The organism is Photobacterium piscicola (assembly GCF_900166965.1).
GTDB classification, from domain to species: domain Bacteria; phylum Pseudomonadota; class Gammaproteobacteria; order Enterobacterales; family Vibrionaceae; genus Photobacterium; species Photobacterium piscicola.
In genome coordinates this window covers 622647-646341 of record NZ_FUZI01000001.1, presented here as the reverse complement: position 1 = coordinate 646341, position 23695 = coordinate 622647, and the positions used below count along the sequence as shown (strand labels likewise).

20 protein-coding genes are annotated in these 23695 nt (G+C 37.2%); 12 read left to right on the top strand and 8 right to left on the bottom strand.

The annotated features are described in order from the left end of the window. Nucleotides 1–207: 207 nt before the first annotated feature. Nucleotides 208–1272 carry a threonine aldolase family protein gene (locus tag CZ809_RS02940; protein ID WP_080155932.1) on the top strand — a complete coding sequence of 355 codons (1065 nt, stop codon included), beginning with the start codon at nt 208–210 and terminating at the stop codon, nt 1270–1272. Between the two features lie 92 nt (nt 1273–1364). Here the strand turns inward: CZ809_RS02940 and dtpA are convergent, their stop codons facing one another. After that, complete coding sequence (dtpA, locus tag CZ809_RS02935; RefSeq protein ID WP_080155931.1) at nt 1365–2819, bottom strand: dipeptide/tripeptide permease DtpA; 1455 nt, start codon at nt 2817–2819, stop codon at nt 1365–1367. Between the two features lie 275 nt (nt 2820–3094). Further along, the gene (gene yciH, locus CZ809_RS02930) at nt 3095–3418 is read right to left on the bottom strand and encodes a stress response translation initiation inhibitor YciH (protein WP_080155930.1); all 324 of its coding nucleotides are present in this window, start codon (nt 3416–3418) and stop codon (nt 3095–3097) included. A gap of 121 nt (nt 3419–3539) precedes the next feature. Here yciH and CZ809_RS02925 point away from each other — a divergent pair, with 121 nt between their 5' ends. Both CZ809_RS02925 and CZ809_RS02920 read left to right on the top strand, forming a co-directional pair. After that, nucleotides 3540–4145: an HAD family hydrolase gene (locus CZ809_RS02925; protein WP_080155929.1), complete on the top strand. Its 606-nt coding sequence runs from the start codon at nt 3540–3542 to the stop codon at nt 4143–4145. A 98-nt stretch (nt 4146–4243) separates the two neighbouring features. Continuing rightward, nucleotides 4244–4768, top strand: coding sequence for an ATP-dependent zinc protease family protein (locus CZ809_RS02920; RefSeq protein ID WP_080155928.1), 525 nt, complete (start codon nt 4244–4246; stop codon nt 4766–4768). Nucleotides 4769–4818: 50 nt separating this feature from the next. Here the strand turns inward: CZ809_RS02920 and CZ809_RS02915 are convergent, their stop codons facing one another. After that, on the bottom strand, nt 4819–5175 hold the full coding sequence (locus CZ809_RS02915) for a DUF3319 domain-containing protein (protein ID WP_235865765.1): 357 nt from the start codon (nt 5173–5175) through the stop codon (nt 4819–4821). Between the two features lie 168 nt (nt 5176–5343). On the opposite strand from CZ809_RS02915, the gene CZ809_RS02910 reads away from it, so the two are divergent. Further along, a complete protein-coding gene (locus CZ809_RS02910; protein ID WP_080155927.1) occupies nt 5344–6309 on the top strand; it encodes a tyrosine-type recombinase/integrase in 966 nt (321 codons plus the stop codon). Nucleotides 6310–6416: 107 nt separating this feature from the next. On the opposite strand, the gene CZ809_RS02905 is transcribed toward CZ809_RS02910, so the two are convergent. Further along, complete coding sequence (locus tag CZ809_RS02905; protein ID WP_080155926.1) at nt 6417–7415, bottom strand: D-alanine--D-alanine ligase; 999 nt, start codon at nt 7413–7415, stop codon at nt 6417–6419. Nucleotides 7416–7639: 224 nt separating this feature from the next. Further along, nucleotides 7640–8767 (bottom strand): SPOR domain-containing protein, encoded by a 1128-nt coding sequence (locus CZ809_RS02900; protein WP_080155925.1) that lies wholly within the window; start codon nt 8765–8767, stop codon nt 7640–7642. A gap of 218 nt (nt 8768–8985) precedes the next feature. Here CZ809_RS02900 and CZ809_RS02895 point away from each other — a divergent pair, with 218 nt between their 5' ends. After that, nucleotides 8986–9495, top strand: a complete 510-nt coding sequence (locus CZ809_RS02895) for a hypothetical protein (protein WP_080155924.1) — start codon at nt 8986–8988, stop codon at nt 9493–9495. Between the two features lie 198 nt (nt 9496–9693). Here CZ809_RS02895 and CZ809_RS02890 read toward each other — a convergent pair whose 3' ends face one another. After that, nucleotides 9694–11397 carry a GGDEF domain-containing protein gene (locus CZ809_RS02890; protein WP_080155923.1) on the bottom strand — a complete coding sequence of 568 codons (1704 nt, stop codon included), beginning with the start codon at nt 11395–11397 and terminating at the stop codon, nt 9694–9696. Nucleotides 11398–11666: 269 nt separating this feature from the next. Between CZ809_RS02890 and CZ809_RS02885 the strand changes: the two genes are divergently transcribed. The 6 genes from CZ809_RS02885 (at nt 11667) to CZ809_RS02860 (ending at nt 20749) form a co-directional block, all read left to right on the top strand. Beyond that, nucleotides 11667–14336: a bifunctional acetate--CoA ligase family protein/GNAT family N-acetyltransferase gene (locus tag CZ809_RS02885; protein WP_080155922.1), complete on the top strand. Its 2670-nt coding sequence runs from the start codon at nt 11667–11669 to the stop codon at nt 14334–14336. A gap of 140 nt (nt 14337–14476) precedes the next feature. Beyond that, on the top strand, nt 14477–15361 hold the full coding sequence (locus CZ809_RS02880; RefSeq protein WP_159447927.1) for a DUF4344 domain-containing metallopeptidase: 885 nt from the start codon (nt 14477–14479) through the stop codon (nt 15359–15361). A gap of 244 nt (nt 15362–15605) precedes the next feature. Further along, nucleotides 15606–19073: an intermembrane phospholipid transport protein YdbH family protein gene (locus tag CZ809_RS02875; RefSeq protein ID WP_080155921.1), complete on the top strand. Its 3468-nt coding sequence runs from the start codon at nt 15606–15608 to the stop codon at nt 19071–19073. Between the two features lie 17 nt (nt 19074–19090). After that, the gene (locus CZ809_RS02870; RefSeq protein ID WP_080155920.1) at nt 19091–19306 is read left to right on the top strand and encodes a YnbE family lipoprotein; all 216 of its coding nucleotides are present in this window, start codon (nt 19091–19093) and stop codon (nt 19304–19306) included. Between the two features lie 32 nt (nt 19307–19338). Further along, nucleotides 19339–19680: a YdbL family probable chaperone protein gene (locus tag CZ809_RS02865; protein WP_080155919.1), complete on the top strand. Its 342-nt coding sequence runs from the start codon at nt 19339–19341 to the stop codon at nt 19678–19680. 121 nt (nt 19681–19801) lie between these two features. After that, nucleotides 19802–20749 carry a YeiH family protein gene (locus CZ809_RS02860; RefSeq protein WP_080155918.1) on the top strand — a complete coding sequence of 316 codons (948 nt, stop codon included), beginning with the start codon at nt 19802–19804 and terminating at the stop codon, nt 20747–20749. A gap of 127 nt (nt 20750–20876) precedes the next feature. On the opposite strand, the gene CZ809_RS02855 is transcribed toward CZ809_RS02860, so the two are convergent. Together CZ809_RS02855 and CZ809_RS02850 are read right to left on the bottom strand one after the other, a co-directional pair. Beyond that, nucleotides 20877–22190 (bottom strand): anaerobic C4-dicarboxylate transporter family protein, encoded by a 1314-nt coding sequence (locus CZ809_RS02855; RefSeq protein WP_080155917.1) that lies wholly within the window; start codon nt 22188–22190, stop codon nt 20877–20879. Nucleotides 22191–22484: 294 nt separating this feature from the next. After that, the gene (locus CZ809_RS02850; RefSeq protein WP_080155916.1) at nt 22485–22685 is read right to left on the bottom strand and encodes a hypothetical protein; all 201 of its coding nucleotides are present in this window, start codon (nt 22683–22685) and stop codon (nt 22485–22487) included. Between the two features lie 341 nt (nt 22686–23026). Between CZ809_RS02850 and CZ809_RS02845 the strand changes: the two genes are divergently transcribed. Continuing rightward, complete coding sequence (locus CZ809_RS02845; protein WP_080155915.1) at nt 23027–23599, top strand: SPOR domain-containing protein; 573 nt, start codon at nt 23027–23029, stop codon at nt 23597–23599. Nucleotides 23600–23695 lie beyond the last annotated feature (96 nt).

Sequence of the window (23695 nt, the reverse complement as noted above, 5' to 3'; positions counted from 1 at the left end):
TATCGTTACTCTAAATAATTGTATTGGCGTATTTTTATCAAAAAACATGCCTTTTTATATCTTTCATTGCCATTTGATCTCAAGCTTGGATGAAGCACCACATTTCGCACTGTAATAGTCAGGTAATTACAAAACTAGAATAATAATATTGCTTATCTTTCGCGCTAAATTAGGTATATTGATAATTCAATCTGTATGGAGACAACAATGACAAGCTCAACCTTAACGACCTCGAAAAAACCCATCGGCTTAACCAGTGACAATATTGCAGGTGTATCACCTCAAATATTGCAACACCTTATTGAATATAGTGTTGGTGATGCCACACCGTATGGTAATGATGATTTATCGTTACAATTAGATCGTAAAATGAGTGCGTTATTTGAAACCGATGTTGCGGTCGTTTTAGTGCCAACAGGAACAGCAGCTAATAGCTTATGTTTAGCCGCAATGTCTCCAGCTTGGGGAGCGGTGCTTTGTCATCCAAATAGCCACATTAATAATGATGAATGTGGCGCGCCGGAGTTTTTCAGTAATGGCGTAAAGCTTCTGCCGATTGATGGGGATGATTGTAAAATTGACCCTATAACATTGAGTCAACGTGCTACTTTAAAAATTGGGGATGTTCATACCGTACAACCAGCTGTGGTTAGCGTAACCCAAGCGACTGAAACTGGTAGCGTTTATACTATTGATGAACTTCGCGCAATTGGTGATGTATGTAAAAGCCACAATTTAAAATACCATATGGATGGCGCACGTTTTGCTAATGCTATTGATGCCCTTGGTTGCACACCTGCTGAAATGACATGGAAAGCGGGTGTCGATGCCCTTTCTTTTGGTGCGACGAAAAATGGTGCTTTTGGCGTAGAAGTAATTGTTTTATTTGATACTAGCTTAAAAAATGAGATCGAATATCGCCGTAAACGTGCGGGACATTTGATGTCTAAAATGCGTTTTCTATCAACACAAATCGATGCTTATATTACCGATAATTTATGGCTTAACAACGCACAACATGCGAATGCAATGGCTACAAAATTACGTAACGGTATTCTGAACATCGATGGTGTTGAGCTACTCCACCCGTCAAAAACAAATATTGTATTTTGTAAAATGTCTCCAGTGACGATTGCAACCTTACATGAACATGGCTTTGAGTTTTTAGCCAATCGCTGGGGTGATGGTGTCGCGCGTTTAGTAACCAATTTTGCAACCAAAGCTGAAGATATTGACGCTTTTATTGATGTACTTGCAGCTAGTAGTAAGTAGTAAGTAGTAAAAGAATAACGGCAATCACCTAATATGATTGCTGTTATTCTTCACACCACATTTATAGTTACAGTATAGTTAGTCATATAACACTACGCTTTACCTTGAATAATACGCGTTAATTTTGGCGCAATAAGTAATGTAAATATAGCAATAGCAGCGGTAACATACCCAATTTCACCAAAGACTTCCGCATAAAGAACAAGAGTTTGAGTTGGTTCAATAACCCCTTCTGGCGCAGCCGTTAAACTTGCAATCCAGCCAGCTAAAATAGCGGCAGTAGCTGATGTTAAAAACCACATTCCCATAGCAAATCCCATCATGCGTTGTGGCACTAATTGGGCAATCATAGCGAGCCCTAGCCCTGACACTAACAACTCCCCTAGTGACTGTAATAAATAGCTTGCCACTAACCAATTTGAATTGATGATCCCTTGTGAATTTGCAAACCCAGTTGAGAATTTCAAAATTAAAAAAGCCAAACTACATAACACCATTCCAAATGCAAACTTAAACGGCATCGCAAATCGTTCACCGAGTTTATTATAAAGAATGGCTAATAATGGACTCGCAATCATGATCCAAAATGGGTTCAGCGCTTGAAATTGTTCTGGCTCTACTTTAAAGCCAAATAAATCATGACTGACATTATGAATAGCAAAAAAGTTAAGTGACGTCGGCATTTGAAAATACAGCGCAAAGAAGACAATACCTTGTAGCATTAAAACAAAAGCGACAAACATTTTAGCCCTTTCTAGACCTTGGGTTTTAAATGCTTCTTTGAAATAAATAAACACTATTGTAATTCCGACTACAACCAAAATGGCATGAGCGTAAAACAAGTGTTGTAATAGAAACGCACTCAAAAAACTCAACACGACAGTGGCAACCACAACTGCGAAATAATAACGTTTATTGACGGGCAACATATCAGGTTTTGAACCAATGTTTTTAACGATTCGGCCCATCACCATAAAGTTAACCATAGTAATTAATAATCCAATCGCACTCACACCAAAAGCCACGCCATAACCCATTTTTTCAGCTATCCAAGGACTTAATAGCATTGAGAAAAATGAACCTAAATTAATCGCCATATAGTACATGGTAAATGCACCATCAAGACGCGGATCATTTTCCTCATAAGATTTTGCAAGTAAACTTGAAGGGTTGGCTTTAAATAAACCATTACCCATAGTGATAAAACCCATTGCTATATAGATAAGTTCTTTTCCGCCAAACCCTCCCGCTGCGGATAGCCCTAATAAAGAGTACCCAATAGTAAGAACAAACGCCCCGAGAGTAATGGTCCGTTTCGTACCAAGGATCTTATCCCCAACCCACCCACCAATCGCTACTGAACCAAATATTAACGCAGAAAATGCACCAAATAAGGTAAATGACTCGGCTTCTGACATGCCAAGAATGTTGACCATATATACAGTAAGAATGGCTTGCATGCCATAGAACCCAAATCTCTCCCAGAACTCTACTGAAAATATGAGATAAAACGGTTTAGGTTGTTTAAAAACATTCACATCTGACATACAGTCTTCCTTAAATCAGTCGCAATTGCTTTAATAGTAGTCGTTATATTAAAAATGCGGATTGCGAGACTGATTCAAAAATAGATATTATCGAATAGGGTTTATATCTTTAAGAGGAAGGTTGAAATTAGAAATAATAGCGGAATTTAAAATAGATAACATTACAATGCTGGTGGTTATATATATAAACGAATAGAATTAAGGCAATAATCGTTTGAATTATTGCCTCATATAAACTACTGACCAATCAGATTTTTAGCGTATATAATTGGCTATCAACCGCCAGCTAATTTAACTGTATGGCCTTTCTTTTCAAGGTGCGCTTTTATTACATCACGCTTATCACCTTGAATTTCAATTTTACCCTCTTTTACTGCACCACCACAGCCACACACTTTTTTCAATTCAGCAGCAATGAGCTTCAGTTGGGTATCTTCAACATCAAGACCTGAAACAATACAAACTCCTTTGCCCTTACGTCCTTTTGTTTCTCGCTGAATACGAACAATACCATCACCTTTTGGGCGTACAGGTTGTTCTTTTTCTTCTTTAATTCGACCAGTTTCGGTTGAGAAAACTAAACGGCTATTATCACTCATTGTGCAATTTATCTCACTTGGTTGCTTGATTGTGTGAATAACATTAAAAGTTAGCACATCAATCTTGCGAAATACTCATGAACCAATACTATCAATAAATGGTACTCTAACGGAACATCTTATGATTCGTAATGTGATTTTTGATTTTGGCGCAGTACTATTTGAATGGAATCCACACCATATTGTTAATAGTTTCACCACATCACCATCAGAGAGAGAAATATTGCTGCGTGATGTACTTCAACATCCTGATTGGCTATCACTTGATCGTGGTACAATGCTTATTGCGGAGGTGATCCCGAAATTTTCAGCCCGAACTCAAATATCATCACAACGTATAGAAGATTTTATCGCACATATTCAATTGAGTTTGACCAAAATACAACAAACAGAAACACTCTTTAATCAATTAACACAACAACCCTACTCACTTTATTATCTGACCAATATGTGTAGTGCCTTTTTTGATACACTGTATGAAAAGCATCATTTTATTTCATTTTTTGATGGTGGCTTAGTTTCAGGCAAAGAATTAGTCATGAAACCAGAACAAGAAATATTTCTAAGGCTCTGCGATCGTTATCAATTAACACCACAAGAAAGTCTGTTTATTGATGATAATAGTGAGAATATTCAAATAGCATCAGCACTCGGTTTTAATACTATTCAGTTTGACCAAACAACATCATGTTTCCAGCAAATCGAAAAGCAACTTTTTCTACATTAAATTCAAATAATTGCCTAAATTTTACATAAAATTGAACATTGTTATTACCACCCAGTCTATTATCTATGAATGAAGAGCTAATAAGATCAGGAGTTTATGTGAAAAAAGTTTTTATGTCTGCCATGTTCGTTGCTGCGGCAACACTATCAACCATGAGCTATGCTGACAACCAGTGTGATGAAAAGTACATTGTTGGCCCTGTTGAGACCATTTACGTTAAAGATCTTGATATGGATTACAAGGCGCGTATTGATACGGGAGCAAATACTACGTCCATTAATGCGTATGATTTACACGTTATCGATGGTAATAATAACCCTAACGATACCAAAAAAAGCTGGCAAGAAAACCTGGGTAAAATGATCAGCTTCAAAACAGCAAATGCACAAGGGCAAGAACAAACACACACAAGCAAAATAATAAAAATCAGTAAGATACGTAACGCTCAAGGTGTTGAGCGTCGCTATGCTGTTGTAATGGATCTAGTTTGGAATGGTAAAAATCATGCAATTCCAGTCAACTTACGTGATCGTAAAAAACTAGAGTATAAATTACTTATTGGCCGGAACTGGCTAGATGGCCGTTATTTAGTTGATGTATCAAAACACGACGATGATGATTAATTCTTCAACAAATAACTAAATCAGTGCCTGTAATCAATAGGCACTGTTTTTTAGGCTGTAAGCGTTCTATCTAAATATTTTTTTATTGAAACAATATCACCTTTAACTAACTGCCCGCGCACCATGACGTACCACTCATTGGCTTTACCGCTATCATTTTTTAAAACAATACCTCGATACTGTTCAGATTTAGCTATTACAGTTGATTGCCTTACCTGAGGATGAGTATTAAATTTTTCTGGCGGCACAAAAGCCTTGGTATCGCACCACCAATCTACACTCTTTTTAATGTTGGTTATCATTCCTTTGACGGTTTGCCCATTAATGGTTGTTTTCCAGTCTGATGTAAGCCCAGTGCTATTTTCAATAGTATAACCACGATGAAAAAGGCGTTTTTTAATTGTCATATCCCCAACCTTATTAAAGTATGAGTTTCTTTAATAATCATTATGTTAACTATTTATATAATATTAATTATTAAATAGCTAGGATAGCTTTTTATAAAAATTCTTTCGTTTTTCGATGATCGTTGTTATTATCAATATCATATAAAGTTATAGTGCATTAGAGGTGTTATGGCTAAGAAGATCACTGTTATTGAAGATGAAACTGTTCGTAATGCAAGTATTACTGACTTTTCAACCATTGCTGAGTCCATTACCGTTTGGCAACGACTAACACACCAACAATATGCCAAAAATACTTTGGTTGCATTTAAAAATGATTGGAATAATTTTTTACTTTTTTGTGAACAACATCAAGCGTCAGCATTACCAGCATCAGCTGAGATTGTTCATCGCTATATAGAAAAAATGGCACAAACCCGTAAGTTAGCCAGTCTTAAACGTTACATTGTCACTATTAGTTTGGTGCACCGTTGTCATGCATTACCTAATCCCTGTTTAAGTAATGAAATTAAACTCGCCATGCATAAACAACGTCTTGATAAACATGATGATTACACTAATGCTCAGGGCTTTCGTGATAATCATTTACACGATCTTCTTGATGTTTTTATTCTTTCAACAAAAGCCAAAGATGTACGAGATATGGCTATTTGGGCGATGACTTTTGAAGCTATGCTAAAACGTTCAGAAGTAACAGCACTAACCATCAATGACATTGAAGTAACCCCCGAAGGCTTAATTACCCTGTCGGTGAATGGAACCTTAATTGCCTTAAGTGATGTGGCCTCTCAAGCGATTAATCGTTGGTTAACATTATCCATGATTGATAGTGGTTTTGTTTTTAGACGTATAGATCGACATAACAATATTGGTGATAATCCACTCGATCATTCATCTATTTATCGAATTTTCAGACGAGCGAGCCAAGAACTAGATCTGCCGGCGGATGTTATTTTTTCAGGTCAATCACCACGGGTGGGAGCAAGTCAAGATTTAGCCGATGCGGGGTTGTCTATTCATCAAATACAGCATCAAGGTCGATGGCGAAGCCCTGCTATGCCCGCTCAATATATAGGTCAACGTGCTAAACGAGATAACACCTTAAAGAAATTTGCCAATAAAAATGGAAAATAACACAGGCTCAGTAAACAGCATTAACATGGCATAAAAAAAGCCAACCCTGTATTCTTTCTCGTTGAAAGTATAATAAGAGGTTGGCTAATAAAACACTGGGTCAAATATTACTTAACGGCGTTTTTAATCGCTTTTTCAATAAAGTCTGTAAAGTCATGGCCATAGTTCTCTAGCATTTTAGGGAACATTGAAATTGGCGTCATACCTGGGAAAGTATTAATTTCATTTAATAGAATTTCATTGTCTTCACTTAAAAAGAAATCAATACGAGATAAATCTTTCAGCTTCATTTGCTCAAACGCTTTACGCGCATAGTGCTGAATAGCTTCAATTTGTTCTTCAGTGATATTACGCGCTTCAACCTGAGTTGTTGACAAGCTGTCTGTGCTATATTTTTCTTCATAGCTATAAAACTTATCATCTGGGCATGATACTTCACCCGGCTTGGTAATGATTAGTTGATCACCAAATTGATAAGCAGCAACTTCTAGCTCACGAGGCTTAATTGTCTTTTCAATAAGCACTTGGTTAGAGTAACCAAATGCATTATTCACAGCTGTACGTAATTCTTCTGCGTTTGCGACGCTATAACAGCCTACAGATGAACCTTGGCACGCCGCTTTAACAAAGACCTTACCCCATTTATTCAATGCAGCTAACGCTTGCTGGTGTGCTTCTTCAGTGTTCTCACTCAAGAAAACATAGGGCGTATTTGGAATATTTAGCGCATCAAACCATAATTTAGTGGTAATTTTATTAAAACAATTCGTGCTTGCTTCTGCACCACAACCTAAATAAGGCAAACCAGCTAAATCAAACAGTGATTGCAGATCTCCTGTTTCACCAGGAAAACCGTGTACACAAGGAATCACGTAATCAATCGTGATAGGTTGCTCACCGACAGCTGATAATGTTTTATCTAAGTTCAATTCACAAGAATGTTGGTTTTCATTTAACCAACCTTCATTTTTAGTCATTTCAACACGTGTATAGCTAACGCCATCAATCGCTTTTAATTGTTGTTCAATAAAGTTTGCAGACACGAGAGAAACTTCATGCTCAGCACTACCGCCGCCGCATAATAATAATACATGGATAGAACTCATTATCGTTCCTTAATTAGACCAATCACAATACAATGCAGATTACAAAAGCCTTGATACACTACCAAGGTCAAAAAGAATAAGGCATTCACTGCTGAATATAGTAATCAAAAAACGAATGCGAATGCACCCTCTACATCATCTTATCGTGATTTATTTTTAAATCATGCGAAGTTTGTGCTAAAAATGGTGATTAAACCACCATTTATCTGCTATTAACTATTGAATTATTGTAATTGCTTCAATTGTGGTGAACGAGTATGTTCAATCTCATAAAAATTCCTCACAAATGCGCCATTGTTCTGTAAAGCTTCAGGTAACAAGGCTAATGCCGCTTTTGCTTGTTCATGATCAGAGTAATGCCCTAATAATAAAGTATAAACCTGACTACCATTAATCATTTTCTTATTTAACCAAGCTGGTTGCTGGCTATCTAATAACGACAGCAATGTCACTAATGATTGTTCATCTCTTGATGCGGTAACCTGCACACTATAACCATGCATAACCGTTGTTTTATATTCATCATCAGCTGCTATGGGTTCATTCGCCGAGGCTTGGTCATCGACAACAGTTTGATCATCCACAGTAGTATCATTTGATGACTCAATTGGTTCAGGTTCATCAGTTACAGTCGCTGTCGTAATAGCGACTGCCGCCGTATTATCTGTTTCTGTTGCCGCATTCACAGCTGATTCAATAGATGCAGCATCCATCTCCGTCACTGCATTTATGGCAGGTTCAATCGCTACTACATCAACATCTGTTGTTGTATTTTCGGCCGGCTCTACGGCAGCTGCATCAACATCCGTTGTTATATTCTCGGCTGGCTCTACGGCAGCTGCATCAGCATCTGTTGCTGTATTCTCGGCTGGCTCTACGGCTACGGCATCAACATCTGTTGCTGTATTCTCGGCTGGCTCTGTGGCAGCTGAATCAACATCTGTTGCTGCATTCTCGGCTGGCTCTGTGGCAGCTGAATCAACATCTGTTGCAGTATTCTCGGCTGGCTCTGTGGCAGCGGCATCAACATCTGTTGTTGTATCTACTGCTAGCTCATTCGTTTCTTCAATAGCAGTAGGTTCTGAGGTGTTTTCAGTTGTTAGTGTGGCCTTTGCGGCTGGCTGCTCTTTTATAACTTGTTCGCTGACGGCAATCGAATCTATCGATTGATACAGAGGGTCTGTTTTAACGGATTTATCTAACTCAGCAACGACCGTTGGTTCTACAAATTTTTCAGTCGATTGTGTTGTATTAATGGTTTCAATCGGGGTTTGTAATGATGTTTTTGGCGGCATCAATTGAGCACACCCCACTAAGCTCGATAACAGGCTCAATGTGATAATTTTTTTCATTTTATTCTCTCTTATTCTCAACCGAATATTGGGGTGCTCATCATCAAAACAATTGAATGACAAAGGATCTATAATAGTTTGCCGTAGCTTTTGATTACGATCAAACAGATCATAACGATTGATCAATCGAAAAGCATTTATGTTACCATGCTCACAATAAATATTGTTTTGTTAACAATAATATCACCCACCTTTTCTGCTACTGCCTAGGAGCCTCAATGGCTGATCCACATATTAAATGCGAACTCGATATACTTGATAAACTAACCGTTATCCTATACCGATCTGCATTCACTGTTGCTGCTATTATCATGACAATCATTGGCTCAGAAACCAATGCCGCAACCCCTTTTCTAGTTATGGTCGCTTTATTAGCATCAACAACTGTTCATATTTATGACAAACGTTTTCGCTGGCTAATCCAAGGCGCGGGCTTATTCTCAGCAATCTGGTTTATCGCGGGCTTATGGCAACCATTAGCCTTAGGTGCTGCTTTATTTGTCTTTAGCGCACTTTCAATAAAAGAATATTTCTGCTTTAAAGTAAAAATACTCTTATTAACCCCTCTTGCTTTAGCCGGTTTTTGGTTCTGCTTCGTATTTAATGCTGCAAATATTGGGGTTGGCTTTGCTATGGTAGGTGCTGCATTACTTGCATTTGCTGCCTTTAGTAAATGGCGTATGCCGCTACATTTTGATATCGGTGATAAAAGCCGTTACCAGGTGTAAGCTACTTATAATAATTGAGCCACCAGCTTTATTATCCACCAGCAAAAAAAGAGATCATATGATCTCTTTTTTTTATATTTACGTGTATCACTTTGTTAGCTTTATAAAAGCGATATTTATACTAATTAATCATATCCAATACGCACGTAATATTATAGAGACAACTCGGTTTACTCTATAAGTTAGAACACAATCATATTATGCCAATAAAGATTGTCGCTTACTTTTTCTAAATGCTTTTTCTTGATACATTGCAATATCAGCTCGCTTAAGCGCTAAGTCAACTCCGGCTTCTAAAGAAGCTATCCCATAAGAAAAACTAAGTTGTATTTTTTTCTGACTAAAATAATATTCGATACTTTGTCTTAATTGTTCAACTCGTTGCTGAACGTTTTTAATCACATGACTATTTAATAGAATAACAAATTCATCACCACCAAAACGTATCATCACATCAGAATCTCGTAATAAATCTTTCATTGTTAAAGAAAAATCACGTAAGACTTCATCACCAACATAATGTCCTAATGTATCATTAATCTCTTTAAAGCCATCTAAATCAATAAAAACTAAAATCTTATACTGATTCATATAGTTTGATGATAAATAATTCTTTTGGTAACAATTAGTCAGAGGATCGACAACGATAGAATCAACGGTGCCATAAACAGAACAAATAATGAAATGTTGGCCGAAGTGAGATACCTTTTGCCTATATGTATGAACAAGCTCACTATTATCTTTTGTTTCAATGACCTCATCAGCCATCATAAAGCACGAGTCACTAGATAAAAGTTCATTATCAACATTTAAGCAACTACGATAATCTGTAATTTTTTCACATACTTCTTCTACAGGTATATCAACAAGATCAATACCAACAAAATTGATAAATTTCTCATTGTTAAAAATGACATTGCCGTCTTTATCACGAATAACAACAGCGCCATCGCAACCACATACTAATGATGCGGCAAGTAAAAAATGTGAGCTTGTTTTATTTTTTGTAATTTCACGATAATTTTGATTGATCCGTTGACGTTCACTATGTAGATCAAACGTATTAGATGTTAATCCAATAATATTATATTTGTCTATTTCTTTGATTTGATTAATAGCTTTTTGTATGTTTTCAGGATCTTGAGACCGATTTAAGTCAAAAATAGCTTGATCTAGTTTTAATGAAAATTCTTTCTTAGGTGCTTTTTTTAAAGATCGAGGATTAACTATTTTCCGAATTTTACTAATATCAATCGCTTGAGAGAAATAAAATCCTTGATATAGCATATCACCAAATTCTTTTACTAAATTAAATTGCTCAAATGTTTCTATGCCTTCAATAATTACAATTTTACCAAGGACATTAGCAATATATTCATATTTTGATTTAAGCACTGAATAAGTAATGTAGTTGTCATTGATATTATTTATCAATCTACGATCTAAAATTATATAATCTACATCAAGATATAAGAAATTATCCGTATTCAAATATCCTTTACCAAAATCCCCAATAGCAAACCTAACCCCTTTATTTTTAAGAAGTAATATTGCTTTTTGGATAGCGTCGAAATTATCTGTTTTATCATGATTAGTTAATTCTAATGTGATATTTTTCTCCGTTTCAAAAATATCCAAGCATTGATTTATAAAATCATTATCGAGTAAACTTGCAATCGAGATATTCAATGATATGGAAACATCATCGCAAATATGCAATGATTTTCTGTCTTGAAGTACTTTCAAAATAATATTCAAATCAAAATGAGCTGAACATTGAATTGAATACACAAAATCCTCAACATTAAAATTGTGTATATGGCTTCTTAATAATGCCTCATAAGAGTATATCTCACCATTATAGTATCTGGGTTGATATCTAAAATATAAATCATGAATCATCTTAATTGTTTAACACCTAGAGCTTTAATTACCCATATATTAAGACACACAATATTAACACTATCAATACAATAATTGTGTGTTTATCAATATAAATACGTAATAATACTTATAGGCATAATAGTATTCAAAATAGAATATAAACACCTAAAATTACCCGCTTATCTTTTCCTTTTATCGATTTTAAGTCACATAATAGCCACTAAATAGATACATTCTTCATATTTCTATATAAAATGTCAGAAATGTAAATATAAAGTGCATACAGTATGGACAACCTTACTTATTTTTTTAAGCCACATAGTATTGCCGTCATTGGTGCATCAAATAATCCCAATCGAATTGGTCATGTAGTTGTTAGTAATTTGTTATCAGAATGTTTTTCCGGGCCAATTATTCCAGTCACCCAAAAGTATGCTGCAGTTGCCGGAATTCTGGCTTATCGCAACATTGAATCAATGCCCATTATTCCAGACATTGCTATTGTATGTACTCGCGCAGAGCTTGTTCCCGATATTATTAACCAGCTAGGGGAAAAAGGAATAAAAGCAACGATTGTTATTGCCGCGGGTATGGCTCCTCATACTAACAACAAAGAAGCTATTAGCCACCAGCAACAAATGCTTACCAATGCACAGCGTTATAATATGCGTATTATTGGCCCAAATAGCATGGGGATAATTTTACCTTGGTTGAACTTAAATGCTTCCGTCACCCCTACTCGTGCTAATAAAGGCAATATCGCATTTATTTCACAATCAGCAGCAGTGTGTACCACTATTCTTGATTGGGCACAGAATAAACAAATTGGCTTTTCTACTTTTATTTCTTTAGGAGATGCCTGCGACATTAATTTTGCCGAGTTACTTGATATTTTAAGCCAAGATACAAAAACTGAAGCAATCTTACTTTATATCGACAATATTAAAGATGCGCGCCAATTTATGTCAGCAGCCCGCGCAGCAGCAAGAAACCGTCGTATTTTAGTATTAAAAAGTGGCCGTACAAGCGCTGGACGTTCAGCCGCTTTATTACATACCAATGGTGAGCATGGGGTTGATGAAATTTATGATGCCGCTATTCGACGCTCTGGTATGTTACGCGTACATACAACCCATGATCTATTTGCTGCGGTTGAAACACTGGCCCATTCAGTACCGTTACGCGGTGAACGATTAGCGATTCTCACCAATGGTGGTGGCCCTGCTATTATGGCACTAGACGCATTATCAGACAGAGGCGGAAAATTAGCCCAACTAAGTGCGGCAACAATAACAAAGCTGTCACAAGTATTGCCTTGTTATTGGTCACAGACAAACCCGATAGATATCATGGGGGATGCTAATACTGCACGTTACCAACAAGTACTTAATATTCTATTGGACAGCGATGATTTTGATGCCTTACTTATTATACATAGCCCGTCAGCGATAGCTCATAGCACTAACACCGCCAAAGTCATTATTGATATCCTCCACCAGCATCCTCGCAGTCAACGATTTAACATTTTAACCAATTGGTCAGGTGAAAATGAAGCGACCAACGCGCGTAGTCTTTTTACTCAAGCGCGTTTACCGACTTATCGTACACCTGAAAGTGCGATTTCAGCTTTCATGCATTTAGTCGAATACCGCCGTAATCAACGTCAGTTAATGGAGACTCCTGTATCAGTCAGTGACATTACCGCAGACCCGCATTATGTTCGCCATGAAATACAACGTTTACTTCAGCAAAATATTTACCACCTTGAAACTCATGAAGTACGACCGTTACTAGAAAGCTATGGTTTTACAACATTGCCAACATGGATAGCCTCTGATGCCGCTGAAGCGGTACATATTGCCGAACAGATTGGATATCCCGTGGCTGTGAAGTTACGCTCTCCCGATATTCGTCATAAATCAGAGATCCACGGCGTTGTTTTATATCTACGAAATGCCAATGAAGTGGCTAATGCCGCCGATGCCATCTTATCTCGCGTCGCTTTACACTATCCAAGTGCACGAATTGATGGCTTATTGATTCAACGTATGGCTAACCGCTCCGGTGCGCAAGAATTGCGTATTGGTGTCCATAACGATCCTGTTTTTGGGCCTGTGATCATGTTGGGCGAAGAAACCATTCATTGGGATATTGAACGTGATGCCGTGGTTGCGCTACCGCCGCTAAATATGGCACTTGCCCGTTATATGGTCATTAATGCCTTAAAGCGTAACAAAATAAAGCAGCGCAGCAGTTTAGAAAAGATATCTATTCCCGCACTATGCCGATTGCTAGTGACTATTTCACAAATGGTCATTGATTGCCCTGATATTAGTGCATTAGATATTCACCCACTACTGATCTCTGGTGACGAATTAACGATCATTGATGCCTCTATGGATATCGCTGCATTTAATGGTGATATTCAACAACGATTAGCGATCCGTCCTTATCCTAAAGAATATGAACAGCAATGCCAGCTTAAAGACGGTAAATCAATATTACTTCGCCCAATATTACCGGAAGATGAACCTGCCCATAAAGCTTTTATAAGCCAAGTATCAGAAGAGGATCTATATAAACGCTTCTTTTCTGATGTGGGAGAATTAAATCATGAGGCCTTAGCCAAATTTACCCAAATCGATTACGATCGTGAAATGGCCTTCGTGGCGGTTTATGATGAAATGATTATCGGTGTTGCACGTGCATTATCGGATGCCAACAATAATGATGCTGAATTTGCGATTCTTGTTCGCTCTGATCTTAAAGGCGCAGGTTTAGGACGAATGTTAATGAGCAAACTTATTGATTATGCTAAACAACGCGGGCTTCATACTCTAACCGGAATGACAATGCCGACCAATCGAGGCATGATCACTCTCGCGCAAAAAATGGGGTTTGAAATTGATGTGCAATTGGCCGATGGTATCGTTGATATGCTATTACCGTTAAAATAAGCACAGCCAATATAAAACAACATGCAGTGAATCATTAATAGTTATAAATAAGGTGATTTAATGTTTTTACAGCGTTACCTATTGTCTCATCCGCTATAATTATCACTTATGATACATCTATAGCAGTATGAGGTGACATCGTGAATAAACATTTTATCGCTTTTGATCAACTGGTTGGTGAAAAGGTGAGTGCAAAGGCTAATCCAACATTTTCGCAGTTATCATCCCCACTAAAGTTCATATACGGCTTATTCTGCCTGACACTCTCTTGCTTTAGTTACGCAGGAACAGACCAACCAACCGGCGGTAGCTATGGATTAGCATTAGATCCTGTCCCTACGGTTAACTTTGTCTTTCTCACGCCCGCTAACACCCAACAACAACAAGCAAAAGACATCATTCAACACTCCTCTATCCTCGCAACCATTAAACAACTAAGTCAGACGCGGTATATTTTTGCCCCTAGCTTAAATATCGTTTTTGGTAGCGCTAAAGGACCTAATTTTGATTCAACCAAAGGACAAATCCAGATCCCTTACCAATATATTGATCAACTTTTAGAACATGTATCGAAAACAGGTGCTTATCCAACCCAACAACAACGCTATCAGGCAACAACTGATGCCCTATTACTGACACTACTGCATGAGATTGGCCATGCTTATATTCTAGATCGTGCTATTCCCGTATTAGGCAATAGTGAAACAACCGTCGATAATTTTGTGGTTATTTTGCTACTTAATGATATTCATCGAGGTGATGACATTGCAATTAATGCTAGTCGCTTATTTAGTACTCAAGCCTTAAATAACTCGAACCTTAGAAATAACAATTTTATTCAGCAACATAGTCTTAGCCAACAACGTTATCAGCATATTTTGTGTTTGGTCTATGGCAGTAATCCTGCTCGTTACCAACGTTTGTTTGATTCTTTCCCTTTAGCACAGCGCCAGCAGCAACAAAGGCAATGTAACGGTATTTATTCAACCACCTATCAAGGATGGTTGTATTATTTAGACAATTAGTGCCAACAATAAAAGCGCATAGAAATTCAAACTAAAAGATGTAACACCGTATATTTTGTAACGATAAGAATAATTAGTCACTTTATAGTGAATTCTATTGAATTAATGAAGCGGATGACTTACGAATAGTAGAATCTGGTATATGTTTAAAGATGAGGTAAATGATCATCATTACACCTTATCGTTTATCGGTAGTTTATTACTAATAACGACATTATTCTTTTTCATAAGGTGACCTATCGCTGTGAAATCGCCTGAGCACAATATTACGCCATCACCACCAACGGAGGCTAAAACGTCGCGGTTACGTAGCGGCACTAAAATTGGGTTATCGCTATTGGGATTGATACTACTGATGCCAATAATTGGTCTTATATGGTTGCACATTAACCATGTAACGATCACTGATCTTAAAGGACTGCGTTATGACAATGGTCTTCATGCAGAACATGTTTCGTTACGCATTTTCAGTTACAACGTCACCTTCCACCAGCTTGCTTTACAACATCAAACAGATCCTAATAATGACCTTGATGAAGGCAGTTATCGCTTATTTGCAAAGAAATATGAAATTGAGCTTTCCCCAACGGCCACTGCGATACTCGAAAAACAACAGCTTTATTTACGTTATATCCACTTTTTTGATGCTACGTTTAGATTTGTTGATTTTAAATACCCGCTCGCGATTAACGCCCATGCTCGTAAGGTGACCACGTCAGCGGCACACAGTGATGGTAAAGAAGCCGCTGCAACCCAAATTTTAGAACAGGTTGATGTCACTATCAGTCATAATCCACATCTGGTTATTTCAGGTCATTCAAGTAAAGGTAAATTGAGCCTTTTCTTTCCTCATATTCAGCCCTCACCACATTATTCCTTATTGTATAATAACAGCCAGTTCTCAATTGCATGGCTAGATAATAAAACCCCTGTTGCCGTTACTATTGCATCTATCCACCCGCAATGGGAAACACTAAATAACACACTAACTGAGCAAATTATCTCTCAATTATCGTTAACGTTTGATCTTAACCGTAGTTTACCCACAATGGTACTAGCGGCTAAAACAGTAAAGCTCGAACAACCTCAATATTTGCCCGCGTTTATCAATCGCACAGACATCGATAGCAAAGGGATCCATCTCGGACAAGCTATTGCTAATCTTGCTCGTTTACCCATTAAAAAATTAAAAGTAAATGCACTAACTTATGGTGATTTATTAATTGATGCTAAAGTCATTTTAGAAACACCAACAGCAGCGGCATCGTCCACAATGGCAAACCTAGCAACAGCTGCAAACATCAACCACAGCACAATTACATTTGATAAGCCTTCAGCCGTTACCAGTGAGAATAAACAACAACGCCAACGTCGAAAACAAGCGCGTCAGAAAATAGATCAACAAGCTAAAGATTTAAATATAGCGACAGAAAAGAAGACCAAAGCGCGTTTTATTGTTAAGGGAAAAGCGTTAAGCCCACACCCATACCTGCTTGATGTTAATATTTATCATCTATCAAAAACAGACGCTCGTGCTCACACCATAATGACTCGAAGTGACGGTAATAACCTTAATTGTGATATTAAAGTCATTTTTCATCAGCCATTACCACACTATTTAAATTGCAATGCTAACTTCAAAAACACCAAAGAATTTACCGATCGGTTAGGGCTTGAAGATGTTCCTGACGCTAAAATAAACGGCCCATTACGCTTTTATGCGAAGCAAATTGTGAGTGGTTTATCTAAACCTTTTCATCCCATGGTTATTAATAACAAAATTGTTGATGCCCATTACTTGATTGGTATTGAATTACCGCCATCTTTTACTATTGAACTCAATAAATATGCCTTTGAAGCTCCGTTCTTTGCTACTAAAGACAAAACCAAACGCCATAATAATGCCCCCAAACATGTCGCGAATATTCAAATGAACAGCGATGGTAAAATAAACTTTAATATCAATTATCAAAATAAGCTTTTTAGTCTCGCTTTAAGTGATAAAAATGAAACCATCAGTTTTAACAACGCCAAAACGAAATCTAAACTGCAATTACTTATTAATGAATTCAATTGTTTGTACCCTAACTTGCAATGTCACCTTAACGCTAAGATCAATGCTAGTATCAATACATTACGACCCGTCGTTGATAGTCAAGTTGATGACATCATTTTTAGATCAAACATAAAAGCCACGTGGGCTAATAATTACTTGATATCACAATTACAACACGCACATTTACAAACCAAAAAGCTTACCTTTAAAGGTATTCCGACTTTAGCCAGTAATAAGATTGATGATATTGATTTCAGTTTAAATCAATTAATTGGATTGTTTGAAAAAAAGCAGGATCGCATTGCCCTGACGTTATACCAACCTCAACAAACTCAGGCACAGCTAACCGCCAAATTGGCAACCCGTCATCAAACACAAAAAACATTACCGATTACTGACTATAAAGCGCAACTCCACATTGATGTAAGCCAATTTTTATTACGCCATGAGTTCTTATTTGAAAAGACACCATTAAACGATACTCTTTTGAAAAACCGATCCATAAAAAACACATTTCCCCCAACACCGACAACATTCTCAAGTCACTTTAAAATCATCATGGATGCCGCTCAACGTAATCGTAAACAGTTATTTCCGTTAAGTACACTGTACGGGAAATTCCATTTAGCAGATAAGACACTTAACGTTAACGCGACCTTGACCAATCGTCATGATGATATTTTAGCAAAAATGGATATTAACGCTGATCTCACAACCCAAAAAACCCATGTTAAATTACACCGTCAGACCATTGCTTTTACACCAGCCAATAGTTTAAAAAACTACTACTTTCCAGCATTAACTTTACCGATTGATATTACAGACGGAAATATCACCTACGGCGCTTCATTTATTATTGATCGTAATAGCCACATCATCGGCAACGCAACAGTTGCAACAGATCTACTTTCAGGCAGTTACTACGGCATTAATATTACTCAATTAGAAAGCAGTGCTAATATTGCTTTCTCTCCTCAAGGGATTCAAACCCTGCATCCTATTTCGTTATTTGCACAACAACTACATGCAGGCATCATACTCACTAACCCTAGTTTACTCATTGATATTAATACGCTAACAAACCAATATACATTACATCGAATATCAGCCGCATTACTGGGTGGAAGTGTCAGTGCACATAATATTAGCCTTACTAACTTGCATAAACTAACGCCCATACCCATCACTGTCTTTGGCCTTAACATTAAACAAGCAGCGGATCTTATTGATCATGAAAGCATTGAGTTCACAGGGATCCTTGATGGTACGATCCCGATCACAATGGTTGATGGTCACTTTGAGATTCATCATGCCACACTTCACTCTCGCTACCCTGGGGGGGTATTACGCTATATTGCAGGATCTGTCATTGATGAGAAAATCAAAGCTGTCGGTCATCAAAGTCCATTAATGGTCAGTGAAATACTTAAAAACTACCATTATCGTACCTTAGCCATAAAAGTTAACTATGCTAAAGATGGCGTGTTAAAAACACAATCTCATTTCAAAGGCTATAACCCTGATTTTCAATCTGGTCGCCCAATCAACATAAACGTAGCCATTGAAGATAATATTCTTGAACTTATTAGAACAATTAACATGCTAAATGCTTCAAATGTCGAGCAAAAAATTAGTGAGCATTTTAACCACCCATAGCATTAAAGGTTATCAGCATGAACTATTTTCAAGCAACACTGCACCAGCCCAATTTGCATTACGTATTTGCTATTATCATCGTTCTATTGCTTATTGGGTGTACGCCAACCATACAAGTTGCAGCATCAGACAAACCAATAGAGGTTAATCTTAATGTTAAAATTGAACATGAAATCAAAATAAAAGTTGATCGAGAAATAGAACAATTATTTGATAATAAAGCCGTCTTTTAATGGTTTTTGTCATTCAATATTAAGGTAACCTTATGAAATCGTCATCCCTTTACGCTGTGTTACTTGGCGGTTATTTACTGTTGTTCAATTCAAGCACTGTACTTGCAATTACATTGCAGCAAGCCAAACAACAAGGCTTAGTCGGTGAAACAAACACGGGCTTTATTGCTGCGATTAAATCGAGTAATAACGCTGATGTAAGTCGACTTATAAACTCAGTTAATAGCCATAGACAAGAGACATACCAAGCCATTAGCCAATCGCATGATTTATCTCTAAGTACCGTCAAACAGCGGGCGTACCATAAAGCGATAGAAAAAACCCAAGCCGGTCATTTTTATCAAAACAGCCACGGTTCATGGCAAAAAAAATAACAATCAGCATCAATGAATATTCAATATCCCTTAACCCTCGTTTAAAAATATTTAACTAAACTAAATAGAATGACGTGCGTATAATTCGAGATCTTATAAATAACCCATCTCAACCATAAAAATGACCCTAAATCAAAAAATTAGAAACTTACGTCCTGCTGATATTATATTTATATTAGCTGCAATAATATGTTTAGCGCCTTTCATTAGCTCACCCATTGCATTAATTCTTGGTTTTACTTTAGCCAGCTTTGGTTTCGTACCGACCCAATTTAATCTTGCTGCTCTAACCAAAAAACTTTTGTCATACTCCATTATTGGTTTAGGGTTTGGAATTAATTTAAACGAAGCCATTGAAGCGAGCCGTCAAGGATTAGGGCTTATTATCTCTTCTATTTTCTTTACTTTATTTTTGGGTTGGCTAGCAACGCACTTTTTAAAGTTGGATAAAAAAACCGGCCATTTAATCGCTGCGGGTACGGCTATTTGTGGTGGTAGTGCCATTGCTGCGGTATCGCCTGCCATTAATGCGCGTGATGACCAAACCTCATTAGCATTAGCCACTGTATTTGTACTCAACGCCATGGCGCTTTTCCTTTTCCCTGCGGTTGGGCATTTATTAGAAATGAGTCAACATGCCTTTGGTACTTGGGCTGCCATTGCCATTCATGATACATCATCAGTAGTAGGTGCGGCGGGCTCTTATGGGGATGAAGCACTAAAAACTGCGACAACATTAAAACTGGCACGTGCACTATGGATCATTCCTGTCGCGTTTGGCAGTGCTTTAATGTTTAAAGGTGACAGTAAGAAAATCAGTATTCCTTACTTTATTGTGTTTTATTGCCTAGCTATCTTAATTGCGCATTTTATTCCACAATTTCACTCAACCTATATTCTTATCTTTGATGCATCAAAACGTTTATTAGTAGTGTGCCTATTTTTAATTGGCTCAGGTATAACCGTCAGCAAATTACGCAATGCAGGACATAAGCCTTTATTACTGGGTGTTATCCTTTGGTTAGCAATTGGTACTGCATCATTGACTTACATTGAGCTATTTCTTTAACCAACATTAATAAAATAGTGCTTTTATATTGACATAAAAAAACCTCTATTCTTCAATGTCCAACATGAAGATATAGAGGTTTTTTATTTAATCTACTTTATTTTTTACGTTATATTTACCTTGCTTTTTACAAGACAAAACTTGCGAAAATAAAGCCAAAGATAATACTAAATACCATGCTTAATAAACCTGGAATCATAAAGCTATGGTTAAAGATGTAACTACCAATCTTTGTTGTGCCAGTACGGTCAAAATCAATTGAAGCAATAATAGGGCCGTAGTTAGGAATAAAGAAGTAACCGTTAACCGCAACGAACGTCGCAATAATAACTTCAGGTGGTAAACCAAGTGTAATACCAACTGGCACAAGTACCGCTGTTGTTGCACCTTGGCTATTAACCATCACAGATAATGCAAATAGAGCAAATGCAAACGTCCATGGTGCAACTTCTACTAAGCCAGACACAGCCTCTTTCACCATTTCACTGTGACCAGCGATAAATGTGTCACCTAACCATGCAATACCAAAAATTGCTACAATCGCACGCATACCAGCATGGAAAACAGATCCTTGTGTGATCACATTACCGTCAGGCTTACAGATCAAGATGATCAAAGCTGCAATAGCTAGCATCACGATCTCGATCGTGTGTGCCATGCCCATTGCAGATCCATTAAAGTTAGGACGTAGTCCAGGGAATGCACCCATAATAACAACAGCTAACGCACCAAATAAGAATAGACCAACCGCTTTCTTTGCTGCTGGTTTAATAACGATCTCTTCTACTTTAACTTCTTGTTCCATTTCTTTACGGAAAGCAGGATCTTGCATACGGCGTTGATATTCTGGGTCATCTTTTAGATCTTTACCCATTTTATTAACGACAACACACGCTAATGCTAAACCACAGAATGTGCCTGGGATAGTTACCATTAATACATCAGCTAATGTAATACCTTGAGGCTCAAGAAAAGCAACTAAAGCAACAACAGCCGCAGCAATCGGGCTTGCAACAATCGCAAACTGAGATGCGATAACAGCCATACCAAGTGGGCGTTCTGGACGAATGCCACTGCGACGGCTCACTTCAGCAATAACAGGTAATACAGAGTAAGCAACATGACCTGTACCCGCTAAAAAAGTGAACATATAAGTCACTAGCGGCGCTATAAATGTAATATGACGAGGATTTTTACGAAGAATATTTGACGCAATTTTAATTAAGTATTCAAGACCACCCGCCGCTTGCATTGCAGCCGCAGCCGCAACAACTGCCATGATCATTAACATTACATCAATTGGTGGACTGGTTGGTTGCAAGCCAAAAACAAAGCTTAGAATTGCAAGGCCGATACCCCCCATTACACCCAAACCGATACCACCGATTCGTGCACCCACTAAGATACATACCAATACAATCAAAAATTCAATAATAAACACATCTATACTCCCTAATAACAGCGTTTACATTACTGATGTAATATTCAGTAAAAATTCGTGCTGATAATAAAGTTTATATAGAAGCAATAATTAGCACCTAATCACATTTTATTAAAATATATATCAATAAAAGTATGAATATAAACGATTAACTGGTTGTATGTTCTGTTTTATTTGCATAATTGTTGCGTTATTGTATTTGCTTTTACCTATTATTCCTTGTGGAATTATCTCACTCTCCATAGGAATAACATCTTATTAGGGCTTAATTTTTATTTTTACATAAGGAATTAATTACTCATTCGACTTATATCGGGGCTGTGATTCACACACCTTTAACCATACAACAGTGAATAAAATAGCAAATGCGCTTAAATCACATAATGCACTGATAAACCCTGTCGTAACTAAAGAAATTGCCACCAATAACATTGCAGCGACGGTTGCCATAATCAGTCGTTTACGGTCATGTATTCTAAGTAACCATGCTTTCATAAAAACGATCCATTCAAAACTCAGCTTGTTATTAATATGTTAACTAATGATTTGAGTTTTAAAAATACCGTTTCCCTCTATGAAAGAGTAAAAAAATATATGCCCTATTTAAACATCAATTATTCAAGAGAATATAACCTATTCTCATTTGGAATAGTTGACTTGATTAAAAAACATACATTTAACCTGTAATCTGTAATTATCATGTCAATTATTTGCCGTTTTTCGCTACAATACATTCTAAGTATAAAGACATTTGTTAATAGTGATATTTGCGTCATGAAAAGTCATGAATACTGCTACCACATTTACAAATTATTAAATATTCTTCGGAGAAAACAATGACATCTCGTCCATTAAAGGCAGCAGTTGTATTAGGTCTATTCGCATTATCTGGTTGTGCTTCATCTGATAGCCCTTGTGATTCTGGTTACCTGTTACCGTCTAAAGTTGATAGCGCAAACCTACAGTGTCAACAACAACCAGTAGAAACATCAGCACCAATTGAAACTGTTGCTCCTGAAACAACAGTAACTAATGAGCCAGTTATTGATAGTGATTACATTAATAATGATGATGCACATCTTGCTGATGAAGAATCAATGACCAACGATCAAGCGTTTGGCGATATTAACCCTTCACACTTTACCATTCAGATTTTAGCATTAAGTGAAGAACGTAACCTACGTGGTTACCTTCAGCCAATCACTAGCGATCAACCAATTTGGGTTAACTGGAAACATGCACTAGGTCGTAACTGGTATGCAGTTACTTACGGTAATTTTGCAACCCGTGAAGAAGCAAAACAAGCAATTCAAACATTACCAGCAACTGTTCAAGCGCAAGGTCCATTCGTATTAAGCTTTGCTGCTGTTAAAGCTGATAAAGAAGGTCAAGTGTACCAATTACGTTAATCGTATAACGACACTTCTTGCTGCAACCAATGCTGTAGCCAAAAAAAACCAGACACTCAGTCTGGTTTTTTATTTGTTAACGATTATTGAATCATT

Excerpts from the sequence above, each read along its gene's own strand:
- CZ809_RS02940 (WP_080155932.1), top strand. The coding sequence starts at position 208 with ATGACAAGCTCAACCTTAACGACCTCGAAAAAACCCATCGGCTTAACC.
- dtpA (WP_080155931.1), bottom strand. The coding sequence starts at position 2,819 with ATGTCAGATGTGAATGTTTTTAAACAACCTAAACCGTTTTATCTCATA.
- yciH (WP_080155930.1), bottom strand. The coding sequence starts at position 3,418 with ATGAGTGATAATAGCCGTTTAGTTTTCTCAACCGAAACTGGTCGAATT.
- CZ809_RS02925 (WP_080155929.1), top strand. The coding sequence starts at position 3,540 with ATGATTCGTAATGTGATTTTTGATTTTGGCGCAGTACTATTTGAATGG.
- CZ809_RS02915 (WP_235865765.1), bottom strand. The coding sequence starts at position 5,175 with ATGACAATTAAAAAACGCCTTTTTCATCGTGGTTATACTATTGAAAAT.
- CZ809_RS02910 (WP_080155927.1), top strand. The coding sequence starts at position 5,344 with ATGGCTAAGAAGATCACTGTTATTGAAGATGAAACTGTTCGTAATGCA.
- CZ809_RS02905 (WP_080155926.1), bottom strand. The coding sequence starts at position 7,415 with ATGAGTTCTATCCATGTATTATTATTATGCGGCGGCGGTAGTGCTGAG.
- CZ809_RS02900 (WP_080155925.1), bottom strand. The coding sequence starts at position 8,767 with ATGAAAAAAATTATCACATTGAGCCTGTTATCGAGCTTAGTGGGGTGT.
- CZ809_RS02895 (WP_080155924.1), top strand. The coding sequence starts at position 8,986 with ATGGCTGATCCACATATTAAATGCGAACTCGATATACTTGATAAACTA.
- CZ809_RS02890 (WP_080155923.1), bottom strand. The coding sequence starts at position 11,397 with ATGATTCATGATTTATATTTTAGATATCAACCCAGATACTATAATGGT.
- CZ809_RS02885 (WP_080155922.1), top strand. The coding sequence starts at position 11,667 with ATGGACAACCTTACTTATTTTTTTAAGCCACATAGTATTGCCGTCATT.
- CZ809_RS02870 (WP_080155920.1), top strand. The coding sequence starts at position 19,091 with ATGAACTATTTTCAAGCAACACTGCACCAGCCCAATTTGCATTACGTA.
- CZ809_RS02865 (WP_080155919.1), top strand. The coding sequence starts at position 19,339 with ATGAAATCGTCATCCCTTTACGCTGTGTTACTTGGCGGTTATTTACTG.
- CZ809_RS02860 (WP_080155918.1), top strand. The coding sequence starts at position 19,802 with ATGACCCTAAATCAAAAAATTAGAAACTTACGTCCTGCTGATATTATA.
- CZ809_RS02850 (WP_080155916.1), bottom strand. The coding sequence starts at position 22,685 with ATGAAAGCATGGTTACTTAGAATACATGACCGTAAACGACTGATTATG.
- CZ809_RS02845 (WP_080155915.1), top strand. The coding sequence starts at position 23,027 with ATGACATCTCGTCCATTAAAGGCAGCAGTTGTATTAGGTCTATTCGCA.